This window comes from Actinomadura sp. B10D3 (assembly GCF_039871695.1).
Taxonomy (GTDB): domain Bacteria; phylum Actinomycetota; class Actinomycetes; order Streptosporangiales; family Streptosporangiaceae; genus Spirillospora; species Spirillospora madurae.
In genome coordinates this window covers 99,765-123,317 of the sequence record NZ_JBDPLY010000020.1, presented here as the reverse complement: position 1 = coordinate 123,317, position 23,553 = coordinate 99,765, and the positions used below count along the sequence as shown (strand labels likewise).

The following is a 23,553-nucleotide window of genomic DNA, read 5'->3' as shown; positions in this document are numbered from 1 at the left end:
GTCACAGTCCTCCGGGTTCGGTGGTGGAGACCGGCGGCCGGCGGCGGGCGTGCCGGCCGAGCTCACGGCGGAGCTCGTGCAGCAGCGCCGGCCGGTCCGGCCCGGTCAGGTAGAAGTGGCCGCCCGGCAGGTGCCGGCGCAGCGTCGAGCCGTAGGTGTACTCGCGCCACTCGTCCACCTGGCCGGGCGGCGCGATCGGGTCGCCGGCCGCCGAGAACGCCGTGATCGGGCAGGCCAGCGGGCGGCGCGGCGCCCACCGGTAGCGCTCGCACGCGGTGAGGTCGGCGCGCAGCACCGGCATCCGGCGGGCGAACGCGGCGCCGCCGCCCCGGGGGTCGACGCCCGCGCCGGCGAGCCCGCCGAGGTCGCGGACCATGGCGAGCAGGGCGTCGTCGGTGAGCTCCGCGCCGATCCGGGCGCCGTAGAAGTGCGGCGCCCGGCTGCCGGACACGAACAGGTGGACCGGTTCCCCGGCGCCGCGGTCCCGCAGCTCGCACGCCACCTCGTAGGCGAGCAGCGCGCCCATGCTGTGGCCGAACAGCGCGAACGCGTCCGCGAGGCCCTGGCCGATGAGGGCCGCCGCGATGTCGGCGGCCATCGGCGCCATCTCGCGGCGCGGCGGCTCCCCGAGCCGGAAGCTCCGTCCGGGCAGCAGCACGGGGACGACCTGGACGCGGCCGCCCACGTGCTCGTGCCAGTCCCGGTAGACCGAGGGCGTCCCGCCCGCGTGCGGGAAGCAGACGAGGCGGACGTCCGCGGCGGGGTCGGGCGCCACGCCCGGGAACCACGGCGCGCCCGCCCTGCGGGCGGCCGGCGTGCCCATCGCTGTGCCGGTCGCTGTGCCGGTCGCTGTGCCGGTCGCCATGTCAGCCACCGAGGTGCTCGCGGCCTTCGGGGGACTCCAGCCATTCGATCGTCCGGGCCATGCCCTCCTCGAAGGCGACCTCGCCCTTGAAGCCGAAGTCCTCGCGGGCCCGGTCGATCGGGAAGGACTGGTCGCGTTCCAGCAGGTGCACGGCGTGCCGGGTGAGCACGGGGCGGGACTTCAGGCGCAGCGTCCCGTACACCTTCTCCGCCGCGCCCGCGACGCCGGCGGCCAGCGGGCGGGGCAGGCTCACCGAGGGCGGCCGGACGCCCAGCCCGGCGGCGAGCGCCTCGATGTACTCCCGCCAGGTGACCGTCTCCGGGTCGCGCAGGTTGTAGGCCTTCCCGGCGGCGGCGTCCGACCCGCAGGCGGCGATCATGCCGTCCACGGCGTTGCCGACGTAGAGGAGCCCGGCCGGGGCCGTGCCCTTGCGGACGTAGACCATCTGCCGGCTCTTCAGCAGGTTCGCGATCTCGATGACGAAGTCCTTGCTGCGCGGCCCGTACACCGAGACCGGCCGGATGACCGTGAGCGGCAGGCCCGCCTTCTCCGCGGCCCGCGTCACCGCCTTCTCGCCGAGGACCTTGCTGCGGTTGTAGGGCAGGCCGATGTCCTTCGGCTCGGTGCGCTCGTCGCACGGCCGGACCGGGTACCCGTACACGTCGGTGGTGCTGAGGTGCACGAACCGCTCGACGGTGCCCGCGTGGTGCGCGGCGTCGACCAGGTTGCGGCAGCCGGTGACGTTGGCCTGCTCGAACTCCTCCCACGGCCCCCAGTCGGCGGACTTGCCCGCGCAGTTGTAGACGTGCCGGACGCCGGAGGTGGCGCGCAGCAGCGCGTCGAGGTCGGTCAGCGACCCCACCTCGACCTCGACGGGCAGGTCCGCGAACGCGGAGCGGTCGCTCCCCTCCCGGACCAGGACGCGGACGCGGTGCCCGATCTCGGTCAGCCGCCGGGTCAGGTGGCCGCCGATGAACCCGGACGCGCCGGTGACGAGCACGTCGGCGCTTCCCGTCCCGGCCCTGTCCTCCACGCGCGGCGACGTGCGGTGGCGCGGCGTGTGCGACGGCTCGTACGGCGTCTTCTCGGATTGCGAGGTCGGATCCATGGCGTCCACCAGAAGGTCGAGGGAGCGGTCGAGGTCGGCTTCGCGATGGTCGGCGTTGACGAAGAACCTGAGCCGGCACTTGTCGCGCGGCACGGCCGGGTAGCCGATCGGCATCACGTTCACGCCGCGGTCGAGCAGCGTGCTGGAGATCTCCATGGCCCGGCCCCAGTCGCCGACGATGATGGGGATGACGGCCGTCTCGCGCGAGACGCCGGTGTCGAGGCCGCGGGCGCGGGCCGCGCTCCGGAAGTGCTCCGCCAGCTCGCGCAGCCGCGCGACCCGCTCGGGCTCGTCCCGGATGACGCGGAACGCCTCCAGCGCGGCGGCGGCGTTGGCCGGGGAGATCCCGGTGCTGAAGATGTAGAGCGGCGTCGTGTACTTCATGAACTGGATGAGCGGGCGGCGCGCCGCGATGTAGCCGCCGAGGCTGCCGACGGCCTTGCTGAGCGTCCCCATCCAGAGGTCGACGTCGCCCGGGTCCACCCCGAAGTGCTCGCCGATGCCGCGTCCCGTCCGGCCGAGGACGCCGAGCGAGTGCGCCTCGTCGATCATCAGCATCGCGTCGTGGCGCTTCTTGACCTCGATGAAGCGGGGCAGGTCGGGGAGGTCGCCGTCCTGGCTGTAGGCGCCCTCGATGACGACGACGGCGCGCCGGTACCGGCCGCGCATCGCGCCGAGGACGCGGTCGAGGGCCTGCCAGTCGTTGTGCGGGAACGGCCGGCGGCGCGCGCCCGACAGGATGGTGCCGCGGACGGTGCTGTCGTGGATCCACTCGTCGTGCAGGACGAGATCCTCGGGTCCGAAGAGGTGCCCGACGGTCGCGACGTTGGTGGCGTGCCCGCCGGCGAACACGATCGCGGCCTCGGTGCCGAGGAACCCGGCGATCTCCGCTTCCAGCTCGTGGTGCAGCGGCGTCTCCCCGCACAGCAGCGGGGTCGCCGAGCTGGACGTCCCGTAGCGGTCGATGGCGGCCTTCGCCGCCGCGCGCAGCCGGGGGTGGGACGACAGCGCGAGGTAGTTGAACGCCGAGAAGTTGACCATCCGGCGGCCGTGCATCTGGATCAGGCCGGAGTTGAACCCGTCGTGGACGCGCTCGTAGGCGTTCGGGCCGCTCGACTCGATCAGCCGGAGCCGCTCCAGCATCTCGGCGTACTCTTCCCACTCCTCGAACCGCCGCTGGACCACGACCGGCCGTGGCTCCTCCGGTGCTGGAGCAGGTGCCGGAGCAGGGGGCGGGGCGGGTGCCGGTGCGGGGGCGGCGGGCGGTGCCTGGACGGCGGGCTCGTAGGCGGGAGCCACCGGCGCCGCATCGGAGACCCCGAGGGCGTCGAGGAGCTGGGCGACGGTGAAGTCCTCGGGCAGGGTGTGGCGGAGTTCCGCGACCCGGCCGGGGTACATCGGGGCGAGGTGGCGTTCCAGCTCGCCCTTCATGAGCGAGTCGAGCCCCAGCTCGCTGCCGACGTGGGCGTGGGGCGGGATCTGGTCGGCGGGGAAGCCGGAGACCCGGGCGACGCAGGCGAGTACCCTGCCGGCCTCGGCGCCGCGCGCCGCCGCCCCCTCCGTCCGGCCGGCGTGCCCGTATCCGTTGCCGTTCACTTCGCTCTCCCTTCGCTGCTCGCCCCGAGGCGTTCCGAGCCAGTAGGGGCTGCGTTCGAACACCGCGTGGGGCACCGGGACCCGGCGCCGCGGGCGCCCGGCGTCGAGGCCGGCCCACCGGACGCCGCCGCCCGCGCAGTACCAGCGGCCCGCCGACCGCAGGAACGTCTGCCAGTCGTCTCCTCCGCGGCGCAGGGACGGCAGCGACAGCACGGTTCCGGCGTCGTCCGCGAGCCCGGTGCGCACCAGGCCGAGGAGGGTGGGGTGCGGCCCCGCCTCCACGAACGCGTCGCAGCCGAGACGCCGCAGGGCGCCGGCACCGTCGGCGAAGCGGACCGTGCCGAGCAGGTGGCCGGCCCAGTAGCCGGCGTCGGGACGGCCCATGGCCTCGCCGGTGCGGTCGGAGATCCACGGGATGTCCGGCTCGCGGGCCGCGACCGCGCGGGCTGCCTCCCGCAGCGGCCCGGCGGCGCCGTCCATCAGCGGCGAGTGGAAGGCGTGCGAGACGGCGAGGCGCCGGACGGCGACGCCCTTCGCCTGGAGGTCGTCGGCGAGCCGCCCGATCTCCTCCTCCGGGCCGGACAGGACGAGGTGGCCGGGCGCGTTGACGGCGGCGACCGCGACCGCCGGGTTCGCGGCGGCGGCCGACTCGATCGCCGCCGCGTCCCCGGCGCAGGCGATCATCGCGCCGGAGCCGGGCAGCTCGTCCATGAGGCGGCCGCGGGTCGCGGCGAGGGTGAGCGCGTCCTCCAGGGTCAGCGCGCCCGCGACGCACGCCGCCGCGAACGCGCCGACGCTGTGACCGAGCACGGCCGCGGGCCGGACGCCGGCCGACTCCCACAGCCGCGCGAGCGCGACCTCGACGGCGACCAGGGCCGGCTGGCAGTACCGGGTGGCCTTCAGCCGGGCCGGGTCGTCCTCGGTGAAGACGAGATCGCGGAGCGAACCGCCGATCAGCGGGCGCAGCACCTCGTCGGCCCGGTCGACGACCTCCGCGAACACCGGGCTGGACTCGTAGAGCCCGCGTCCCATGCCCGGGTACTGCGTGCCCTGGCCGCTGAAGAGGAACGCCGCGCGCGGACCGCGCCCGGTGGGCTCGCCCCGCAGCACGCCCGCGGACGCCTCGCCGGACGCCAGCGCCGTGAGGGCCTCGTCCAGCTCGGTCATCGACCGCGCGGTGATGACGGCGCGGTGCCCGAGCGCAGCACGGCCGGTGTTCGCCGCGTGGCACAGGTCGGCGAGCTCCACGTCCGGCCGGGCCGCGATGTGCGCCCGGTACCGCCGGGCGAGGGTCGCGAGCGCGGTCGGCGTGTGCGCCGACAGGCAGAGGGCCTGGACCGGCCGTTCGGGCCCCGGCCGCTCGGAAAGACGCGCCTCGTCCGCGCGTCCGACGATCACATGCGCGTTGGCGCCGCCGAACCCGAACGAGCTGACGGCGACCTGGGACGGCGGGACGCGGGTCCGCCCGGCCGGCTCGGTCAGCACGGTGAGGCCGGAGCCCTCCCAGGTCAGGTGGCGGTTCGGCGTGGTGAAGTGCAATTGCGGGGGCAGTTCCCCGTGCCAGACGGCCAGCGCGGACTTGATCAGCCCGGCGATGCCGGCCGCCGCCTCCAGGTGCCCGATGTTGGCCTTGACGGAGCCGACCGGGCACGGCGCCTCCGCGGCACGGCCCGCGCCGTACACGGCGGCGAGCGCCTCCCATTCGACCGGGTCGCCGAGGGCGGTGCCGGTGCCGTGCGCCTCGACGTAGTCGATCCCGCGGCCGTCGGTGCCCGCCTCGGCGAGCGCCCGCTCGATCACCGCGCGCTGCGCCGATCCCTTCGGCGCGGTGAGGCCGTTGGCGCGGCCCCCGTGCCCGACCGCGGCACCGGTGATCGTCGCGTAGATCCGGTCGCCGTCGGCCAGGGCCCGGGACAGCGGCTTCAGGCACACCAGCCCGGCGCCCTCGCCGCGCACGTACCCGCCGGCGGCGTCGTCGAAGGTGCGGCACGCCCCGTCCGGCGACAGCATCCCGCCGCGCGCGAACGCGACGGACAGCGCCGGGTTGATCAGCAGGTTGACGCCGCCCGCGAGCGCCATGCCGCACTCGCCGGCGCGCAGGCTCCGGCAGGCGGCGTGCACCGCGACGAGCGAGGACGAGCAGGCGGTGTCGATCGCCAGGCTCGGCCCGCGCAGGTCGAAGTGGTACGACAGCCGGTTCGCCGCGATGGAGTGCGCGGTGCCGGTCGCCGCGTACACGTCGACGGACGCGGGGTCGGTCAGCTGGAGGTCGCCGTAGTCGTGGCTGCTGATGCCGACGAACACGCCGGTGTCGCCGCCCGCCACGCCGTCCGGGGCGATGCCCGCGTCCTCGAAGGCCTCCCAGGCGACCTCCAGGAGGAGGCGCTGCTGGGGGTCCATGCGCTCGGCCTCGCGCGCGGAGATCCCGAAGAAGCGGGCGTCGAACCGGTCGATCTGGTCGAGGAACCCGCCCCTGGCCGGCGCGTCGACCCCGGCGGCGTCCCAGCGGCCGGCGGGGACTCCGGCGACGGCGTCCCGGCCGTCGAGGAGCAGCCGCCAGTACTCGTCGGGTCCGGGCGCGCCCGGAAAGCGGCAGCCGATCCCGACGACCGCAACCGGTTCCGCGGATCCCGGCCGGCCACTCCGCGGGACGGGACGCGCGCCGGCCTCGGGATCGGGTCCGGTGCCGAAGAGGTCCGCCACGTCGCGGATGGTGGGGCGCTCGAAGACGGTGCTCGGCGCGAGGTCGCGGCCGAGCCAGGCTCCGAGCTCCTCGACGATGGCGACCGCCGCCCTGGACGCGAGACCGAGCGCCGCGAACGGGACGGTCGTGCCGATCGTCCGCGCGGGCAGCCCGAGCCGGGCGGCGACCTTCTCCACCAGCCACGCCTCGATGTCGGCCGCGCTGCGGCCGGACGACCCGGGCACCGGACGCCCGGCGGGCGCGTGGTCCTCGTCCGCGCCGAGGAGTCTCAGCAGCGCGGGCACGGTGGGATCCGCGAGCAGTTCGCCCATGGGCACGCGCCGGCCGAGGTCGCGTTCCAGCCGGTCCGCGAGATCCAGCAGGCCGGTGTAGTCCAGGCCGAGGTCGGCGAGCGAGCACCCCTCGACGTCCGTCCGGCCGGTCGCGGACGCGATGAGGCCGAGGATCTCCGTCCGGTCCGGCGCCGCGGCCGTGCCCGCGCCGGAGCCGGACTCGCGGACCACGCTCGCCGCGACGACCGGCAGGGCGAGGGACAGGAACGCCCGCCGGGTGCCCTGCCGCTGGATCTTGCCGCTGGTCGTCTTGCCCACGGACGCCCGCTTCACCAGGACGATCGCGTGCGGGGAGACGTCGTGGTCGCGGGCCACGGCGGCGCGGAGCCGGGCGAGCAGCTCGCCGGTGTCGCCGGCGCGGTGCCCGTCCACCTCGACGACGACGATCATCTCCTCGGCGCCGTCCACGTCGACGCCGAACGCGGCGCCGCAGCCCGCGCGGACCGCGCCGTCCTCGCGCTCCACTGTCAGCTCGACGTCCTGCGGGTGGTGGTTGCGGCCCTGGACGATCACGACGTCCTTCAGCCGCCCGACGACGTGCAGCTCGCCGTCCCGCTCGAAGCCGAGGTCGCCGGTGCGCAGGTGCGCGGTGCCGTCCCCGCCGTCGATCCGGGCCTGGAACGTCTCGCGCGTCGCGGCCGAGTCGCGCCAGTACCCGCGGGCGACGCCGGGCCCGCTCACCCAGATCTCGCCGACCCGCCCCGCGGGGAGGCGCCGCCGGGTCTCCGGGTCGACGATCGCGACGCCGACGCGGTCGGCGGCGGGACCGCAGCCGACGCTGCGGACGGAGCGGCGGCCCTCCACCGCGGGTTCGGCGCGGCCGTTCTCCAGCGCCTCGGCATCGAGCGTCCCGACCCGCGGTTCCCGCCCGGCGGCGGCCCCGCTGACCAGCAGGGTCGCCTCCGCCAGCCCGTAGCAGGGCAGCAGCGCCCGCCGGTCGAAGCCGCAGGGCCCGAACCGTTCGGCGAACCGGTCCAGCGTGCCGGCGCGCACCGGCTCGGCGCCGTTGAGCGCGAGCCGCCAGGAGCGCAGGTCGAGCCCGGCCGCCTGCTCGGCGGAGATCCTCTGCAGGCAGTAGTCGAAGCCGAAGTTCGGGGAGATCGCGGTCGTGGCGCGGGTCTCGGAGATCGTCTCCAGCCACAGCAGCGGACGCTGGATGAACGTCCTCGGCGCCATGAGGTGCGCCGGGACGCCCCCGTACAGCGGCGTCAGGAGGCCGCCGATCAGGCCCATGTCGTGGTACGGCGGGAGCCAGGACACCAGGACGGAGTCGCGGTCGTGCTCCATCATCAGGTGGATCGCGCGGAGGTTGGCGACCAGGTTCTCGTTGCTGACCATGACGCCCTTCGGCGTCGCGGTGGACCCGGAGGTGTACTGCAGGAACGCCAGCGACCCCGGGCTCACGCCTGGATCGGCGTAGGCGGCCGCGTCGTCCGGGCCGCAGTCGGTGCTCGCCAGCCAGCGGATCCCGGCCGTGCCGAGCTCGCCGCGGCTCCCGTCCCCGGTCTCCAGGGAGCGCTTCTGCTCCTCGTCCACGAGCGCCCATTCCGCCCGCGCGTTCCGCGCGATGGCGGCGAGCCGCGCCAGGGTCTGGCCCGTCCGCCCGGTGTCCGGCGGGTAGGCGGGGACCGCGATCGCGCCCGCGTACAGGCAGCCGAGGAACCCGGCGACGTACTCCAGACCGGGGGGCAGGAGGAGCAGGACGGGCCGGTTCCGCAGCCCTTCCCGCTGGAGCCGTCCGGCGACGGCGCGGGCGCGCAGGTCCAGGTCCCGGTAGGTCCAGGACTCGCTCTCCCCGCCCGTCCCGGTCAGGAACCGGTACGCGAGCCGGTCCGGCGTCCGCCGGACGTGGTGCCGCAGGATCCCCGCGACCGTCTCCGGTTCGGGGCCGTTCCAGTGGCCGTCGATCAGGTGCGTGCGCGTCATCGTTCCACCGCTCATGACGGGAGGGGCGCCGGGGCGGCCGGGCGGTCCGCCGCGCCGCCGCGGAGCCGGCCGAGGTCGACCTTGCCGTTGGAGTTGCGCGGCAGCGCCGCGAGGCGGGTCGCCGCGTGCGGGACCATGTACTTGGGCAGGTGCTCCGCGCAGTGCCGCTTGATCTCGATGAGGCCGGGCGCCTCGGCGCCGTCGCGGACCGCGTAGAAGAGGGCGAGGCGGGCGTCGGTGCCCTCGCCGGTGACGAGGACCGCGGCCTCGGCGACAGCTGGATGCCGCAGCACCACGGCCTCGATCTCCCCGAGCTCGATGCGGTAGCCGGACACCTTCACCATGCGGTCCTTGCGGCCCCGGTAGACGAGCGGCCCGTCCTTGTCCCGGCTCACCAGGTCGCCGGTGGGATGCCGGTGACGGCGGTGCAGCTCGGCGGGCGGCTCGGAGTCGCGGCCCCAGTAGCCGGGGGTGACGCAGTCGCCCTCGACGACCAGCTCGCCGAGCGCGTCCGGGCCGTCCAGCGGGCGGTCGTGCTCGTCCACGACGATGAGCCGCGCGTTCCCGACCGGCAGCCCGATGGGCGCCGGCTCGTCCCGGTCCAGGTCCTCGGGACGGACCCGGTGGTAGGTGCAGACGTTGGTCTCCGTCGGCCCGTACAGGTTGTACAGGGCGGTTCCGCGCGGCAGCCGGGCGCTCAGCTCCCGCAGCCGCGGCATCGGGTAGACCTCGCCGGCGAACAGCACGTAGCGCAGGCTCCGGACGGTCTCGTCCGTCAGAGCCCCCGAGACGGTCAGCAGGGTGAGGATGGACGGCACCGAGTACCAGACCGTGACGCCGTGCTCGCGGATGCCGGCCGCCAGCGCGGCGACGTCCCGGGCCTGCGCGTCCTCGACGATCCACACGGCGGCGCCGACCGACAGCGCCACGAACAGGTCGAAGGTGCTGAGGTCGAAGTTGAACGACGCGTGGTTGGCGAACACGTCGTCCGCGCCGACGTCCAGCTCGCGGCGCGACCAGCCGGTGAACGCCGTCAGGTTGCGGTGCGAGATCTTCACGCCCTTGGGCGCCCCGGTGGAGCCCGACGTGTAGAGGATCGCGGCGAGGTCGCCGGTCGTCACCCGCGGCGGTCCGGCCTTCCCGGCGCCGTCCAGGAACGCGCCCCACTCGACGACCAGGCCACCCGCCGCGGTGCCGCCCGCCACGACGATCGCCTTGACGGACGGCGGCGGCTCCGCGCCGGACAGCAGCGCGAGGTGGCGGGCGTCCGTGAACAGCACGACCGGTTCCGAGTCCCGCAGGATCGTGTCCGCCCGTGCCGCGGGCTGGCCGCCGTCGATCGGCACGTAGGCGCACCCGGCGCGCAGGGCGGCGAGGATGGCCTCGGCGTACTCCGGCCCCTTGTCCATCCAGACGGCGACGCGGTCGCCGAGGCGGGCGCCGAGCCCGAGAATCCCGGCGGACGCCCGCTCCACGGTCGCGGCCAGCTCCCGGTAGGAGACGGTCCGCCGCCCGAGGAGGGCCGGGCGGGCCGCGTGCTCCGCCGACTCCACGTCAGGGAGCCCGGCGAGGCCCTCGTCCAGGATGCCGAGCCGCCGCGCGCTCACCGGTCCGCCCCCCGCGGCAGGACGCCGGTCTCGCGCGCCGCGTCGACGAAGATCTGCGCGGCGAGGGCCAGGTCCTCGGGCGTGTGCTCGGAGGTGACGCTCACCCGCAGCCGGGCGTCGCCGAGCGGCACCCCGGGGAACACGACCGTCTGGCAGAACAGGCCGCGGGCGCGCACCGCCCGGCCCATCTCCATCGCCCGGCGCTCGTCCCCGACGACGATCGGCAGGATCGCGCTCTGCGTGTTCTCCAGGTCGAACCCGGCGTCGATGAGGTCGGTGCGCAGCCGGCGGATGTTCGCCCAGAGGGCGGTGAGCCGCTCCGGCTCCTCCTCCATGACGTCGATCGCCGCGATCAGCCCCGCCGCGACCCCGGCCGGGATCGTCGCCGCGAACACGTACGAGTTGGAGTAGAAGCGGAGGTACTCGATGACCTCCTCGTCGCCGGCGACGAACCCGCCCATGCCGGCGAGGGTCTTGCTCATGGTGCCGAGCTCCAGGTCGACCTCTCCCTTGAGGCCGAAGTGCTCGGCGGTGCCGGAGCCGCGCTCGCCGAGCACGCCGGTCGAGTGCGCGTCGTCCACCATGACCCGGGCCCCGTACCGGCGCGCCAGCCGGACGATCTCCGGCAGGTCGCACACGTCCCCGTGCATGCTGAACACGCCGTCGGTGACGATGAGCTTGCCGCGCACCTGGTCCCGGCACCGCTCCAGCACCCGCTCCAGGGCCCGCATGTCGTTGTGCCCGTAGATCTTGCGGACGCCGCCGGACAGCTTGCAGCCGTCCACGATGCTCATGTGGTTGAGCTTGTCGACGATCACCGCGTCGTGGCTCTTGACCAGCGCGGACACCGCGCCCAGGTTGGCCGGGTAGCCGCCCGGGTAGACGATGCAGGCGGGCCGGCCCTTGAACGCGGCGAGCCGGCGCTCCAGCTCCTTGTGGAGGTGGTTGGTGCCGCCGATGATGCGGCAGCCGGTGTTGGTGGCCCCGTAGGTCCGCGTCGCCTCGCAGACCGCGTCGATGACCCGCGGGTGGTTGGCGAGCCCGAGGTAGTTGTTCGAGGCGAACATGAGGAACTCGCGGGTGCGGCCCGTCAGCTCGTCGTGGATCCGCGCCCGGTTCGGGCACCGCGACCGCAGGGGCATCCCGTACCAGTACAGGTGCTCGGCCTCGCGCCCGCGCAGGTAGGAGGCGAACCCGCGGGCCTTCGCGAACAGGTCGGGGTCGCGGTCGTCCATGAAGTCGCGCATGGACCGGTCGTCCCACGTCGCGCTCGGGGCCGGCCGGACGGGGTCCAGCTCGCCGACCGCGAGCTCGCGCGGGCCGGGGTCGTCGGGAACCGGGGCCGCCTCCGCGGGCTCCGGGCGGGACGCGTCCCCGGCCGCGCGGTCGCGCAGCTCGGCGATGAGGGCGCGCAGGTTCGGCACCGTGAGCTCCGGCGCCGGGCCGGGGAGCCCGAGCTCCTCGGTGGCGTCGGCGATGATCGAGGCGAGCACCACCGAGTCGATGCCGAGCTCGGCCTCCAGCTCGGCGTCGAGGTCGAGCTGGTCGCGCCGGTAGTGGGTGTGCCGCATGGCCGCCGTCATGACCGCCTCGGCGAGCCGCGCGCCGTCCGGCGCGGCCTGGACGGTGCCGGCCTGGACGGGGGTGGCCGGGACGGGGGTGGCCGTGGCGGGGACGGACGCGGCGAGCGAGCGCTCCACCGCGTCGATCAGGTCCTGCGGCGTGGCCGCCTCGCGGGGCAGCCGCACGTCCGGGCCGAAGCGGTCCCGCACGTCGCCGAGGATCGCGTCCAGCACGGCCGCGTCGACGCCGAGCTCGCCCTCGAGGTGGCTCTCGGGCCGCAGCTGCGAGACGTCGTAGAGGGTGTTCGAGGCGATGATCTCCAGCACCTGCCGGCCGGCCGGGGCGCTGTGGGCCAGGTCGGTCATCGGACGCTCTTCTCCTCCTCGTCCAGGCGGCCGACCAGCGCGGCGATCGCGCCGACCGACCCGAAGTTCGCGGGCGTGATCTCCTGGAGCGGGACGGTGACGCCGAACTCGGCCTGCAGCGCGTGCACCAGGTCGAAGATCGCCGCCGAGTCGATGATGTTCAGGTCGAGGATCGGCGTGTCGGCGCGGAGCCCGCCGGCGTCCCCGCCCATCCAGGCGTCGGCGATGTATCCGATGAGGAAGTCCGCCGTGGTCACGGCGAGGCCGCCGTCGTGATCTGCCGCTCGATCAGCTCGGCCGCGCGGCCGATCGTGTCCGAGGGCGACACCAGGTCCTCGCCGATCTCGGCGCCGAACTCGGTCTGGGCGACCAGCAGCAGTTCCACCAGGAACAGCGAGTCGACCTCCAGTTCCTGGAAGACGACGTCCGGTCCCACGGCCGTCCGGTCGACCTCGAAGCGGTCCACCAGCAGATCGACCAATCGGTCGTACACGTCACTCACGACTTCCCCCTATGCCGTGTGAACGGCGTTGGAGATCAGCGGACGGTCCCGACTGTCGTGCATTGCGCTGACGGCCGCGCTGACGAACCACTGACCGGGCCTTGATGGCGACGACCACCTGGTCAGCCGCCCTTTGGCAGCGACTGACTTCTCGTCCGGGGCGCGCCGGCCCGGCAATTGCCCCGACCAATTGACAAGGAATCCATTAGCGGCGGCGCGGTCCGGCCGCCGGCGATCCGTGGAAGCACGGAACGGGCGGGTGCGAACCCCCGGTTTTGGGCCCGCCCGCCCCGCCTCGGCCACCAGGGAAGCGCATGCGCCCTGTTCAGCGGGATGAATTCATGATCGTTCACGTTTTCTTCGGCGGCCTTCGGGTTGCCACGGAAGGGCCCAAGGATAAAGACGTGACAAATAGGCCCCAGAGCCCACCGCCATAGGCCCGATACGTTGTCATAATGAAGCGTTCGCCATCATCGGGGTACGATTGGTAAGTGACCATATTCGGAGAGTGAACACCCGTAGAGCGGATGAATCTTCAACCACCGACACCTTCGCTCCCCGCCCCCTCCGGTGGCCGGAGCCCGATTCTCGAAGCACGACCGGGGGTCAGGAATCCACATGCAGTGTTCCGCCGGCAGCACACCAGCACGACGTGGCGAGAAGGTCCGATGGGATTAAAGCAAAGGCTGCTCCTCTGCTGCGATAAGCCGCTCTTCGCCGACGGCTTCTCCGCGCTTCTGGAAAACGAGCCGGAGATCGAGATCATCGGACACACCACCGGCGACCTGGTCCTGCGGGACGCCGCCGAGAACTGCCCCGACATCACGCTCGTCGTCGCTCCCGCATTGACCCTCGTGACCCATCAGCGTGAACTCGCGGAATTGGCCGGCATCTCCAAGGTCATCCTCATCGCCAAAGCGGAGAACGTGCACCGGTCGGTCGAGGCGATCGGGCTCGGCGTCTCCGCCGTGCTCTCCCTGGACACCTCGTCGGACCAGCTGATCCAGGCTTTGCGCCTGGTCATGGCCGGGGAGACGCTGCTCATCCCGGAGAGCGCCCGGCACGCCCTGTGCCCGCGCCCCGAGGCCGCCCCCAAGGAGTCCGGACACTCGCTGAGCGCCAACCTCACCGGCCGCGAGAAGGAAGTGCTCCTGCTGCTCGGCCGCGGCGCGTCCAACGTCGAGATCGCGCGGGAGCTTTCCATCTCCATCACGACCGTGCGCACCCATGTGCACAACGTCCTGAAGAAACTGGACGTCGGAACACGCGGGCAGGCGGTCGCGGTCGCCTACAAGAGCGGCCTGATAACGCGGATCGGGACGGAAAGCACCATCGACGACTGATTTCGGCGCTTCCGCCGGAGCCATTCGGCGGGTGGTCCGGCCCGGCACCTGGGGTGGTCGGCGCGCGGTCCGGCATGCGCGCGAGCGGGCGCGTTCCCCGGGGGTTGCAGGATGCCGTCCGGGTGGTTACCGTTCAGTCGAGTTTATAGGAAAGTTTCCTATTAGATCACCGCGCGACCGTCTCGGGGTTCGGGGGATGCCCGCTCGTCCACGTCTTCCTACCCGGGAGTGACCTTGCGAAGAAGACGCCTCCTGCCCGGCCTGCTGCTCACCGCCCTCTGCTCCCTGCTCCTCGCCCTGCTCTCCCCCGTCCCGGCCAGTGCCGCCTCGGTGACGGCCACCTTCACCAAGTCGTCCGACTGGGGCTCCGGCTACGAGGCCAAGTACACGATCAAGAACGACACGGCCACCGCGGTCCCCGGCTGGAAGGTGGAGTTCGACCTGCCGTCCGGCTCCTCGGTCGGGACCTACTGGGACGCGCTGCTCACCCCGTCCGGGCAGCACGCCACGTTCACCAACCGCGAGTACAACGGCTCCGTCGCCGCGGGCGCGAGCGTCTCGTTCGGCTTCATCGTCAGCGGGTCCGGGACGCCGCAGAACTGCACGATCAACGGTTCGTCCTGCTCCGGCGGCGGCAACCCCGGTGCGCCGTCCGCGCCCGGAACGCCGAGCGTGACCGGGAAGACGAACACCTCGCTCACCCTGTCGTGGTCCCCGTCGTCCGGGTCCGTCACCGGCTACCGCGTCTACGAGGGCTCCGCCGTCCGGGCCACCGTGACCGGGACGAGCGCCACCGTCGGCGGGCTGGCCACCTGCTCGGACCACACCTACACGGTGCGGGCGTACAACTCCGCCGGGGAGTCCGCGGCGAGCGGCTCGGTGACGGCGACCACGAGCGGCTGCACGAACCCGCCGGCCGGCACCAAGCACGCCGCGCCCTACCTGTACATGGGCTGGGGCGAACCGCCGAACCCGGCCACGGTCATGAACGCGACCGGGATCAGGTGGTTCACGATGGCGTTCATCCTGTCCGGCGGCGGATGCAACGCGGCGTGGGACGGGAACCGCCCGCTCAGGGGCGGCGCGGACGAGCAGGCCATCGCCCAGATCCGTGCGGCCGGCGGTGACGTGCTGCCGTCCATCGGCGGCTGGTCGGGCAACAAGCTCGGCCCGAACTGCTCCTCCCCCGAGGCGCTCGCCGGCGCCTACCAGCAGGTGATCGACGCGTTCGGGCTCAAGGCCATCGACGTCGACATCGAGAACAGCGACGAGTTCGAGAACGAGGCCGTCCAGGACCGCATCCTCGGCGCCCTGAAGATCGTCAAGCAGCGCAACCCCGGCATCCAGACGATCCTGACCTTCGGCACGAGCACCACCGGCCCGAACTACTGGGGCACCCGCCTCATCAACCGGGCCGCGGCACTCCAGGCGAACGTGGACGTGTTCACGATCATGCCGTTCGACTTCGGCGGCGGCGCGGACATGTACGGCAACACCGTCAACGCCTCCGAGGGCCTGAAGAACGCGCTCACATCGGCGTTCGGGTGGTCGGACGCCACCGCCTACTCCCACATGGGCATCTCCGGCATGAACGGCCTGTCCGACCAGCAGGAGCTGACGTCCCCGGCGACCTGGACGCGGATCCGCGACTGGGCGAGGTCGCACGGCCTGGCCCGGCTGGCCTACTGGTCCGTCAACCGCGACCGCCCCTGCCCCGGCGGCGGCGTGACGTCCAACTGCAGCGGCATCGACCAGCAGAACTGGGAGTTCACCAGAATCACAGCCGGCTTCTGATCCACCTCTGGCAGGCGCGGATCGTCCACGTGGACGATCCGCGCCTTTGCTGTTACCGCGCGCGCCAGAAGCGCGGCGTGATTGGCGAGATCTGCCGGCGACGGGCGCGTTCTTGGGCGTCGATCGCCGATTTTTCAGAGCCGGGGTCGGTGGTTCGGTCCTCGAACTGGACTGGTTGCGGCGGGCCGATCAGGCCATTTCGGAAGGGCCTTGCCCGGCTGTGGCCGGTGGCCTACTGTGGCCAATTAGACAGGAAACCTTCCTATCTATAAAGCGAACGACACGGGTTTCGGGGGAATCCGTCGGCAACCAGACCCAGGGAGTTCCCCCTTGCGCCCCCGCTCCGCTCTCAGCGTCCTCGCCGCCCTGCTCCTTCCCCTCGCCGTCGCGCCCGCCGCACAGGCCGCGACGATCGACGCGGCGCCCGCCAAGCCCTCCGCCACCGCGGCACTGCCCGAGCATTTCCTGACCGGTTACTGGCACGACTTCGTCAATCCGGCGGAGGAGCTCAAGCTCTCCCAGGTCCCGGACGAGTACGACCTCATCGCGGTCGCGTTCGGCGAGGCCACCACCCGCGCCGGCGAGGTCACCTTCCGGGTCGACCCCGAGCTGTCGACCGCGCTCGGCGGCTACTCCGACGAGCAGTTCAAGGCCGACATCGCGGCCCTCCAGGCCGGCGGCAAGAAGGTCATCCTCTCGGTGGGCGGCGAGAAGGGCGCCATCCAGGTCTCCGACGACGCCTCCGCGCAGCTCTTCGCCGACTCCGTCCACGGGCTGATGACCGAGTACGGCTTCGACGGCGTCGACATCGACCTGGAGAACGGCCTGAACCCGACGTACATGGAGAAGGCGCTCAGGTCGCTCCGCTCCGCGGCGGGAGACGGCCTGATCATCACGATGGCGCCGCAGACGATCGACATGCAGTCCACCGCCGGGACGTACTTCGACCTCGCACTGAAGATCAAGGATATCCTCACCGTCGTCCACATGCAGTACTACAACTCGGGCTCCATGCTCGGCTGCGACCAGAAGGTGTACGCGCAGGGGACGGTCGACTTCATGACCGCGCTGGCGTGCATCCAGCTGGAGAACGGCCTGCGCCCGGACCAGGTGGCGCTGGGCCTGCCCGCCGGGCCGGGCGCGGCGGGCGGCGGCGTGGTCGAGCCGTCGGCGGTCACGAGCGCGCTCGACTGCCTCGCCAAGGGCACCGGATGCGGCTCGTTCACACCGGCCCGCACCTACCCGGACATCCGCGGCGCGATGACGTGGTCCATCAACTGGGACGTCACCAACGGCGGCAACTTCGCCGGCACCGTCGGCCCGCACCTCGACACGCTGCCGTAGGGGGACCGCCATGACGAAGATCCGGGTTCTGGCGGCACTGGCCGCCGTGCTGCTGATCGGGGTCACGAACCCCGCGCTGGCGAGGGGCGCCCCCGCCGCCGCCGACCTGCCGAAGCACGCGCTGATCGGGTACCTGCACGCGAGCTTCGCCAACGGGTCCGGCTACGTGCGGATGGCGGACGTCCCCGACGGGTGGGACATCATCGACCTCGCGTTCGGCGAGCCGACGTCGCCGACGTCCGGTGACATCCGGTTCACGCGGTGCCCGCAGAGCGAGTGCCCGAACGTGGAGAGCGACGAGGAGTTCATCGCCGCGATCCGCGCGAAGCAGGCGCAGGGCAAGAAGGTGCTGATCTCGATCGGCGGCCAGAACGGCCAGGTGCAGCTCACGACGGCGGCCGCCCGGGACGCGTTCGTCCGGTCCGTCTCGGAGATCATCGACCGGTACGGGCTGGACGGCCTGGACATCGACTTCGAGGGCCACTCGCTCTACCTGGACCCCGGCGACACCGACTTCCGCAACCCGACCACGCCGGTGATCGTCAACCTGATCTCGGCGCTGAAATCGCTGAAGGCCAAGTACGGGAGCGGCTTCGTGCTGACGATGGCGCCGGAGACGTTCTTCGTTCAGGTCGGCCACCAGTTCTACGGCGGCGCGGGCGGCGGCGACAACCGCACGGGCGCTTACCTGCCGGTGATCGACGCAATGCGGGACGACCTGACCGTCCTGCACGTCCAGGACTACAACTCCGGTCCCGTCATGGGCCTGGACGGCCAGTACCACACCATGGGCGGCGCCGATTTCCACATCGCGATGACCGACATGGTGAAGGCCGGCTTCCCGATCGCGAACACCGGTCACACGTTCCCCGGGCTGCGGCCGGAGCAGATCGGCATCGGCCTGCCCGCCGCCGTCAGCGCGGGCAACGGGCACACGCCGCCCGCCCAGGTGCAGCAGGCCGTGAACTGCCTGGTCAAGGGCCAGGACTGCGGGTCGTACTCGCCGCGCGGCGGGACGTCCCCGGCCCTGCGCGGGCTGATGGCCTGGTCGATCAACTGGGACGGCTACTACGGCTGGGAGTTCACGAACAGCCACGAGCCGTTCCTGAACGGCCTTCCGTAACCGCGATCCCGGGGCCGGCGCCGCTCCCCCGCTCCCGGCGCCGGCCCCCTCCAGGCCCGGGTCGGTGGGCCCCGCCCGGGGCCGGCGACCCCGCCTCCCGCACGGCGCGCTGACGGGGGGCGGGGCCGCCGGGGCTCGGCGACCCCGCGACCTCGACGATAGAACCTTATTGGCGCTGCGGCAATAGCTATTGGCTATCCGCCAATAAACCGTCACCAGGCGTCGATGTGGAGCACCTCGTCCAGCGGCACGCGGGGGGCGGGACGGAAGGTCTCGCCCGTGTAGTACGCGGTCGGGACGAGCGCGCCCTGCCGGACGTCCTCGGGCAGGCCGAGCAGCTCCGCCACCTCCCGCTCGTACGCGAGGTGCAGCGACGTCCACGCCGTGCCGAGCCCGCGGGCGCGGGCGGCCAGGCAGTAGTTCCACGCGGCCGGGAGCAGCGAGCCCCAGAGGCCGGCCTGGTTGCCGTCCGGCAGCTTGCCGCCGTGCAGCCGCAGGCACGGGATCACCAGCACGGGCACGTCGCCCATGCGCTCGCCGAGGTAGGCCGCGCTCTCCCCGACCCGGCGCTGCACCTCGGCGCGCTCGGGATCGTCCTGGTAGAGGCCGGCGGCGGTCCCCCCGCCCTGCGCGTACGCGCTGAACGCGCGCCGGTAGTACTCGCCGATCTCCGCGCGCTTGCCCGCGTCGGTGACGACGACCCACTGCCAGCCCTGCCGGTTGCTGCCGCTCGGCGCCTGGAGGGCGACCTCCAGGCATTCCCGGACGAGCTCCATCGGGACGGGACGTTCCAGGTCGAGTCGCTTGCGGACGGTACGGGTCGTGGTCAGCAGCTCATCAGGGCTCAACGGGAGTGTCGTCATCCCCTCATCGTGCCGAGCGGCCCGGAGCCGCCGGAAACCGGGGACCTCGGACATCCGTTCTCGCCTATTTCACGGTGAATATCCGATTGGGGCGTGACCCGGATACAGCGGTACGCCTGAGGCATGAGCGTCTAGTCTGTCGGAATGATTCCCGCCTCGGATGTTTCTTCCGCAACGTCCCGACTTGGGTGGCTTGATGCGCTGCGGGGCGGGGCGGCCCTCGCGGTGGCGCTGCATCACGCGAGCTATGTGTATCTCCCAGGACTACGTGTGCGGATGGCTGACTGGTTCGATCCGGGCCTGGTGGGCGTGCTCGTGTTCTTCCTGGTCAGCGGGTACATCGTGCCCGCGTCGCTGGAGCGGCGGGGCAGCGTGCGCGGGTTCTGGATCGGCCGGTTCTTCCGCATCTACCCGCTCCTCGCGGTGACGTGCCTCCTCGCCGTCCTGCCCTTCCTGCTGGGTGTGCTGGGATTGCGGGCGGGGCTGGAGACGTACTCCCCCGCGACGGCCGTCCTGGCGCACATGACGATGCTCCAGGACGTCCTGAACGTCCCGAACGCGATGAACGTGCTGTGGACGCTCTCCTACGAGATGGCCTTCTACCTGCTGATCGTCGCGCTGTTCGTGGTCGGCGGGCACCGCCGCTCGGCGCCCGCCGCCGTCGTCATCACCGTGGTCGCGCTGGTGGCCGTCACGCTCACGGCGGGCGGGCTGCTCACCGGTGCGCACGCGCCGGCGGGGCTGCTGTCGCGCACCGTCGGGACGGGCCCGGTGGTCGCGGTGACCGCCGCAGCGCTGGTGGTGGCGATCGGCGCGGCGATGTCCCGCCGTCCCGCGACGCGGACCGCCGGCGGCCTCCTCGGCGGCCTGCTCGCCGCCGCGCTGGTCACGCTGAACGGCCGGATCAGCGCGTGGGAGGGGCTCGTCATGCTGGCGATCATGTTCCTCGGCACCGCGATCCACCGCGCCGAGCACGGCCAGATCACGCGGCGCGCCGGCACCGCGGCGGGCGCGGTGGTGATCGGCGGCGCGCTCGTCGCCGGGACGTGGAACGCGGCCCCCTACGGGCGGAACGCCCAGCTGGTCTGGTGCGGCGCGGTCGTGGCGGCGGCCCTGGCGTTCGGGGCGGCCTATCGCCTGCGCCATGCCCGCTTCCCCGGCTGGGCGACCGGCCTCGGAACCATCAGCTTCTCGGTCTACCTGCTGCATCCGCTGCTGCTGATGGTCGCGGCGCAGTTCCTCGGTGTCTCCGGACGCGAGGACGTGGTCGGCCTGGGCTTCTTCCTCCTCGCCCTGATCGTGCTGAGCTGGGCCTCGCAGCGCTGGATCGAGGCACCCGCCCAGCGGCTCGGCCGGCGCCTCGCCCGCCCGCGCGCCCCGGACCCGCGGCTGGAACCCCAACCGGCGGTCACCTGAGGCGCCTAGAGCTTCTTGGCGCAGACGTACTCCACTTCCTCCAGCGGGTCGGTGGAGCTTCCCAGCAGCGACGTGGGAGTGAACTGCTCGGACGAGGCGGGGCACTTCGGCCCCTTGGTGCGCGGCGCCGTGACGATCTTGACGACCCGGTAGGCGGAGCCCCGCTTGGCCTTGGCACAGGGCACCTCGTTCCCCATGACGAGCCGTGCGATCACGCCGAGATCGTCCTCGCCGACCGTGACGCAGTCGCCGACTCGGGCCCGCGGCCCGCCTCCGCGGCCGGGGTCACTGGGATGGGGCGGCTTTCGGAGGCGCAGGCACGCGTACCCTTCATCGCCTCCATACGTGCCGAGCACGCCGAGGCTTTCCCGCATGTCCACCAGCAGGTCGGTGTCGTCGTGGCACTCGCTCGCGGTGATGGACGGAACCCTCTCCACCAGGTACCTGGACAGCACCTTGGCGTAGGCCCGGGGGTCGGCGCAGTCCACCTCGGGGTAACCCGTCCCGCCGCCGACCTTCACCTTCCGCACGCAGTCGTCCGCGTCGAGGTAGACCCCGCCCCGGACGGCCGGTTCCGTGGTCGCCGACGGCGACGGGGCACGTGCGGAGGGAGTCGTGGACCGGGTCCCCTCTCCCCGGGGGCCGCTCTCATCACTGCCCCCGCACCCGGCCGGGAGCAGCAGGCACAACGCCATCAGGGCAGCCGATCGCCGACGCATCCGAGGCTCCCCGGATCAGGAGGTGGGCCGGTCTCGATTGTCGTCGACCGAGCGGCGGGAGTGCCAGACCGCGTCCACGTCCGGTCGCCGGCAGAGCGCCCGCGCGCTGCCGGCGACAGGTCCGCGGTCATGCCTTCGCGGGAGCCTCCTGCGGTGCGCGGCCGGGCTTCGGCAGGAAGGGGACGACGGCCGTGCCCACCGTCGTGACGACCGCGGCGACCACGAAGGCCGCCGAGTAGCCGTCCACGAGGTCCGGTCCGGCCTTGGCGGCGACCGTGCCGAGGAGGCTCAGGCCGATCGCGCCGCCGATCGTCCGGGACGTGTTGACGACGCCCGCCACCGCGCCCGCCTCGGATCCCGCCACCCCGGAGGTCGACGCCTCTACCAGCGGGGTCATCAGCAGGCCGAAGCCGAGGGCCATGGTCGCGCCGGGACCGAGGATGGACGTCAGGAACGTTCCGTCGGCGTCCAGCACGATGCTCTGCCAGGCGAAGCCGGCCGCGGTCATGAGCCCGCCGATCCCGGCGAGGAGCCGGGCGTCCATCCGGGCCATCAGGGTCGGGGCGAGCCGGGAGCCGATGATGATGCCCGCGGTGTGCGGCAGGAACGACAGACCGGTCCGGACGGCGCTGTAGTGCAGGACGTTCTGCATGTACAGCGACAGGAAGTACCAGAGCGCGAAGCCCGCCATCGTCCCGACGAGGGTCGCGAGGTTGCCGACCGCCACGCTCCGCAGCCGGAACAGCCGGAGCTGGACGAGCGGCTCCGCGGCGCGCGACTCCACGGCGACGAACAGGGCGAGCAGGCCGAGCCCGGCGGCGAGCGGGAACAGCGCCGTCCAGCCGTGGTTCTCGGCCCGGCTGATGCCGAACGCCAGCAGCCCCACCCCGGCGGTGACGAGGACGGCGCCGGGCACGTCCAGGCGGCGGTGCCCGGCGGTGTCGCGGTCGCCGCGCAGCCAGCGGGCGGCGATCACGGCGACGACCGCGCCGACCGGGACGTTGATCAGCAGCACCCAGCGCCAGCTGAGGTAGTCGGTCAGCAGCCCGCCGACCAGGCCGCCGGTGGCGCCGCCCGCGGTGCCGACGGCCGTCCACATGGCGATCGCCTTCGTCCGCGCCGGCCCCTCGGGGAACGTGCCGGTGATCAGCGACAGCGTGACCGGCGCCAGGATCGCGGCGCCGAGGCCCTGCGCGGCGCGGGCCGCGATCAGCATGCCGCCGTCCGGGGCGAACCCGCCGACGAGGCTGGCGACGGTGAACAGGCCGAGGCCGGTGATGAAGACGCGCTTGCGCCCGTACAGGTCGGCGGCGCGCCCGCCGAGCAGGAGGAACCCGGCGAACGTCAGCGAGTAGGCGTTGACGACCCACTGCAGGCCCGTGGCGCCGAGGCCGAGGCCTTCCCGGATGTGGGGCAGGGCGACGTTGACGACGGAGATGTCCAGGACGACGAGGAACTGCCCGACGGACGCCGCCAGCAGGGCGGCCCAGCCGGGCGTCGCCGCGGCCCGGCGGGCGGGGGCCTCGGCGGTGAGCTCTGGAGTGGTCATGGGTCCATGCTGGTCGCCGGACCGGGTCGCGCGCGTCGGTCGCCGGTCCTGGTCCGCCACGTCCGTTCGGCCTAGGACCCTCCGGCGGTGGCAATGTCCCGGCGCTTGGTCGATAGTCGAGACGACCCCCCGCTATCACAAGGAGTCTGCATGGCTTCCAAGCTCCTACGGGCCTGCGCCGCGCTGCTGCTCGGCCTGGCCTTCCTCGTCGGCACGAGCCTGATCGGCACGGGTGCGGCCGCCTCGGCGTCGCCCCGTCCTGAGACCGACGCCGTCCGGACGGTCACCTACGACGCGAGCCAGGCCGCCGAGTTCCGAGCGGCGGTCGACGAGGGTGCCCGGATCTGGAACGAACACGTGAGCAACGTCCGGTTCGTCGCCGGCACCCCCGCGGACGTCGTCGTGTACGCCGACGACGGATGGCCCCGCGCCCAGCCCACCGGCCTCGGCAGCGGCAGGGTGTGGATGGGACGGCAGGCCGTCCAGGAAGGGCACTACCCGGTCCGCATCGCCGCGCACGAGCTGGGCCACATCCTCGGCCTGCCGGACCGGCGGACGGGGCTGTGCACGGACCTGATGTCCGGCGCCAGCGCCGGGACGTCCTGCCGCAACCCGAACCCCAACTCCGCCGAGGTCGCCGAGGTCGAACGCAACTTCCAGAACGGCCGCGGCGCCGTCGTCCCCGGCGTCACGATCAGCGAGGCTCCCGCCCTCGCTCGCTGAGCCGTCCGCGGCACACGGGGCGCCCGCCCGCTCCCGGCGGGCGCCCCTCTGGGCCCGGTGCGCGCGGCCGTCCCGCCCCGCAGGTGTGAAACAGGACGAGCCGGAAACAAG

The 23,553-nt window shown here is 73.0% G+C and carries 15 protein-coding genes; 6 read left to right on the top strand and 9 right to left on the bottom strand.

The features are described 5' to 3' along the window. Position 1 precedes the first annotated feature (1 nt). From ABGB11_RS27210 to ABGB11_RS27185, 6 genes are read right to left on the bottom strand one after another with little or no spacing between them, the layout of a single operon-like run. Complete coding sequence (locus tag ABGB11_RS27210) at positions 2-865, bottom strand: thioesterase domain-containing protein (protein WP_347637108.1); 864 nt, start codon at positions 863-865, stop codon at positions 2-4. A gap of 1 nt (position 866) precedes the next feature. Beyond that, positions 867-8,531, bottom strand: a complete 7,665-nt coding sequence (locus ABGB11_RS27205; protein ID WP_347637106.1) for an aminotransferase class I/II-fold pyridoxal phosphate-dependent enzyme — start codon at positions 8,529-8,531, stop codon at positions 867-869. An 11-nt stretch (positions 8,532-8,542) separates the two neighbouring features. Beyond that, complete coding sequence (locus ABGB11_RS27200; RefSeq protein ID WP_347637104.1) at positions 8,543-10,138, bottom strand: D-alanine--poly(phosphoribitol) ligase; 1,596 nt, start codon at positions 10,136-10,138, stop codon at positions 8,543-8,545. Continuing rightward, positions 10,135-12,066, bottom strand: a complete 1,932-nt coding sequence (locus ABGB11_RS27195) for an aminotransferase class I/II-fold pyridoxal phosphate-dependent enzyme (RefSeq protein ID WP_347637102.1) — start codon at positions 12,064-12,066, stop codon at positions 10,135-10,137. Before ABGB11_RS27195 ends, ABGB11_RS27200 begins: the two co-directional genes overlap by 4 nt. Beyond that, positions 12,063-12,323: an acyl carrier protein gene (locus ABGB11_RS27190; protein WP_347637100.1), complete on the bottom strand. Its 261-nt coding sequence runs from the start codon at positions 12,321-12,323 to the stop codon at positions 12,063-12,065. Before ABGB11_RS27190 ends, ABGB11_RS27195 begins: the two co-directional genes overlap by 4 nt. Further along, positions 12,320-12,568 (bottom strand): phosphopantetheine-binding protein, encoded by a 249-nt coding sequence (locus ABGB11_RS27185; RefSeq protein WP_250357312.1) that lies wholly within the window; start codon positions 12,566-12,568, stop codon positions 12,320-12,322. The genes ABGB11_RS27190 and ABGB11_RS27185 overlap by 4 nt, the downstream gene beginning before the upstream one ends. Positions 12,569-13,191: 623 nt before the next feature. Here ABGB11_RS27185 and ABGB11_RS27180 point away from each other — a divergent pair. From ABGB11_RS27180 to ABGB11_RS27165, 4 genes are all read left to right on the top strand, one after another. Further along, positions 13,192-13,911, top strand: coding sequence for a response regulator transcription factor (locus ABGB11_RS27180; RefSeq protein ID WP_347637097.1), 720 nt, complete (start codon positions 13,192-13,194; stop codon positions 13,909-13,911). A gap of 234 nt (positions 13,912-14,145) precedes the next feature. After that, positions 14,146-15,705, top strand: a complete 1,560-nt coding sequence (locus ABGB11_RS27175) for a cellulose binding domain-containing protein (protein ID WP_347637095.1) — start codon at positions 14,146-14,148, stop codon at positions 15,703-15,705. A 330-nt stretch (positions 15,706-16,035) separates the two neighbouring features. Further along, positions 16,036-17,049: a chitinase gene (locus tag ABGB11_RS27170; RefSeq protein WP_347637093.1), complete on the top strand. Its 1,014-nt coding sequence runs from the start codon at positions 16,036-16,038 to the stop codon at positions 17,047-17,049. Positions 17,050-17,059: 10 nt separating this feature from the next. Then, positions 17,060-18,172: a chitinase gene (locus ABGB11_RS27165; RefSeq protein WP_347637091.1), complete on the top strand. Its 1,113-nt coding sequence runs from the start codon at positions 17,060-17,062 to the stop codon at positions 18,170-18,172. A 212-nt stretch (positions 18,173-18,384) separates the two neighbouring features. Here ABGB11_RS27165 and ABGB11_RS27160 read toward each other — a convergent pair whose 3' ends face one another. Then, positions 18,385-19,035, bottom strand: coding sequence for a nitroreductase family protein (locus ABGB11_RS27160; protein WP_347637089.1), 651 nt, complete (start codon positions 19,033-19,035; stop codon positions 18,385-18,387). Between the two features lie 144 nt (positions 19,036-19,179). On the opposite strand from ABGB11_RS27160, the gene ABGB11_RS27155 reads away from it, so the two are divergent. After that, positions 19,180-20,451: an acyltransferase gene (locus ABGB11_RS27155; protein ID WP_347637087.1), complete on the top strand. Its 1,272-nt coding sequence runs from the start codon at positions 19,180-19,182 to the stop codon at positions 20,449-20,451. Between the two features lie 5 nt (positions 20,452-20,456). Here the strand turns inward: ABGB11_RS27155 and ABGB11_RS27150 are convergent, their stop codons facing one another. Continuing rightward, complete coding sequence (locus ABGB11_RS27150) at positions 20,457-20,981, bottom strand: hypothetical protein (RefSeq protein WP_347637085.1); 525 nt, start codon at positions 20,979-20,981, stop codon at positions 20,457-20,459. 316 nt (positions 20,982-21,297) lie between these two features. Continuing rightward, a complete protein-coding gene (locus ABGB11_RS27145; RefSeq protein ID WP_347637083.1) occupies positions 21,298-22,719 on the bottom strand; it encodes a DHA2 family efflux MFS transporter permease subunit in 1,422 nt (473 codons plus the stop codon). Between the two features lie 150 nt (positions 22,720-22,869). On the opposite strand from ABGB11_RS27145, the gene ABGB11_RS27140 reads away from it, so the two are divergent. Further along, positions 22,870-23,442, top strand: a complete 573-nt coding sequence (locus ABGB11_RS27140; protein ID WP_347637081.1) for a snapalysin family zinc-dependent metalloprotease — start codon at positions 22,870-22,872, stop codon at positions 23,440-23,442. Positions 23,443-23,553 lie beyond the last annotated feature (111 nt).

Bases quoted from the DNA above. Each gene is read 5' to 3' on its own strand.
- ABGB11_RS27145 (WP_347637083.1), bottom strand. From the start codon at position 22,719: ATGACCACTCCAGAGCTCACCGCCGAGGCCCCCGCCCGCCGGGCCGCG.
- ABGB11_RS27140 (WP_347637081.1), top strand. From the start codon at position 22,870: ATGGCTTCCAAGCTCCTACGGGCCTGCGCCGCGCTGCTGCTCGGCCTG.
- ABGB11_RS27210 (WP_347637108.1), bottom strand. From the start codon at position 865: ATGGCGACCGGCACAGCGACCGGCACAGCGACCGGCACAGCGATGGGC.
- ABGB11_RS27155 (WP_347637087.1), top strand. From the start codon at position 19,180: ATGATTCCCGCCTCGGATGTTTCTTCCGCAACGTCCCGACTTGGGTGG.
- ABGB11_RS27195 (WP_347637102.1), bottom strand. From the start codon at position 12,066: ATGACCGACCTGGCCCACAGCGCCCCGGCCGGCCGGCAGGTGCTGGAG.
- ABGB11_RS27205 (WP_347637106.1), bottom strand. From the start codon at position 8,531: ATGACGCGCACGCACCTGATCGACGGCCACTGGAACGGCCCCGAACCG.
- ABGB11_RS27160 (WP_347637089.1), bottom strand. From the start codon at position 19,035: ATGACGACACTCCCGTTGAGCCCTGATGAGCTGCTGACCACGACCCGT.
- ABGB11_RS27165 (WP_347637091.1), top strand. From the start codon at position 17,060: ATGACGAAGATCCGGGTTCTGGCGGCACTGGCCGCCGTGCTGCTGATC.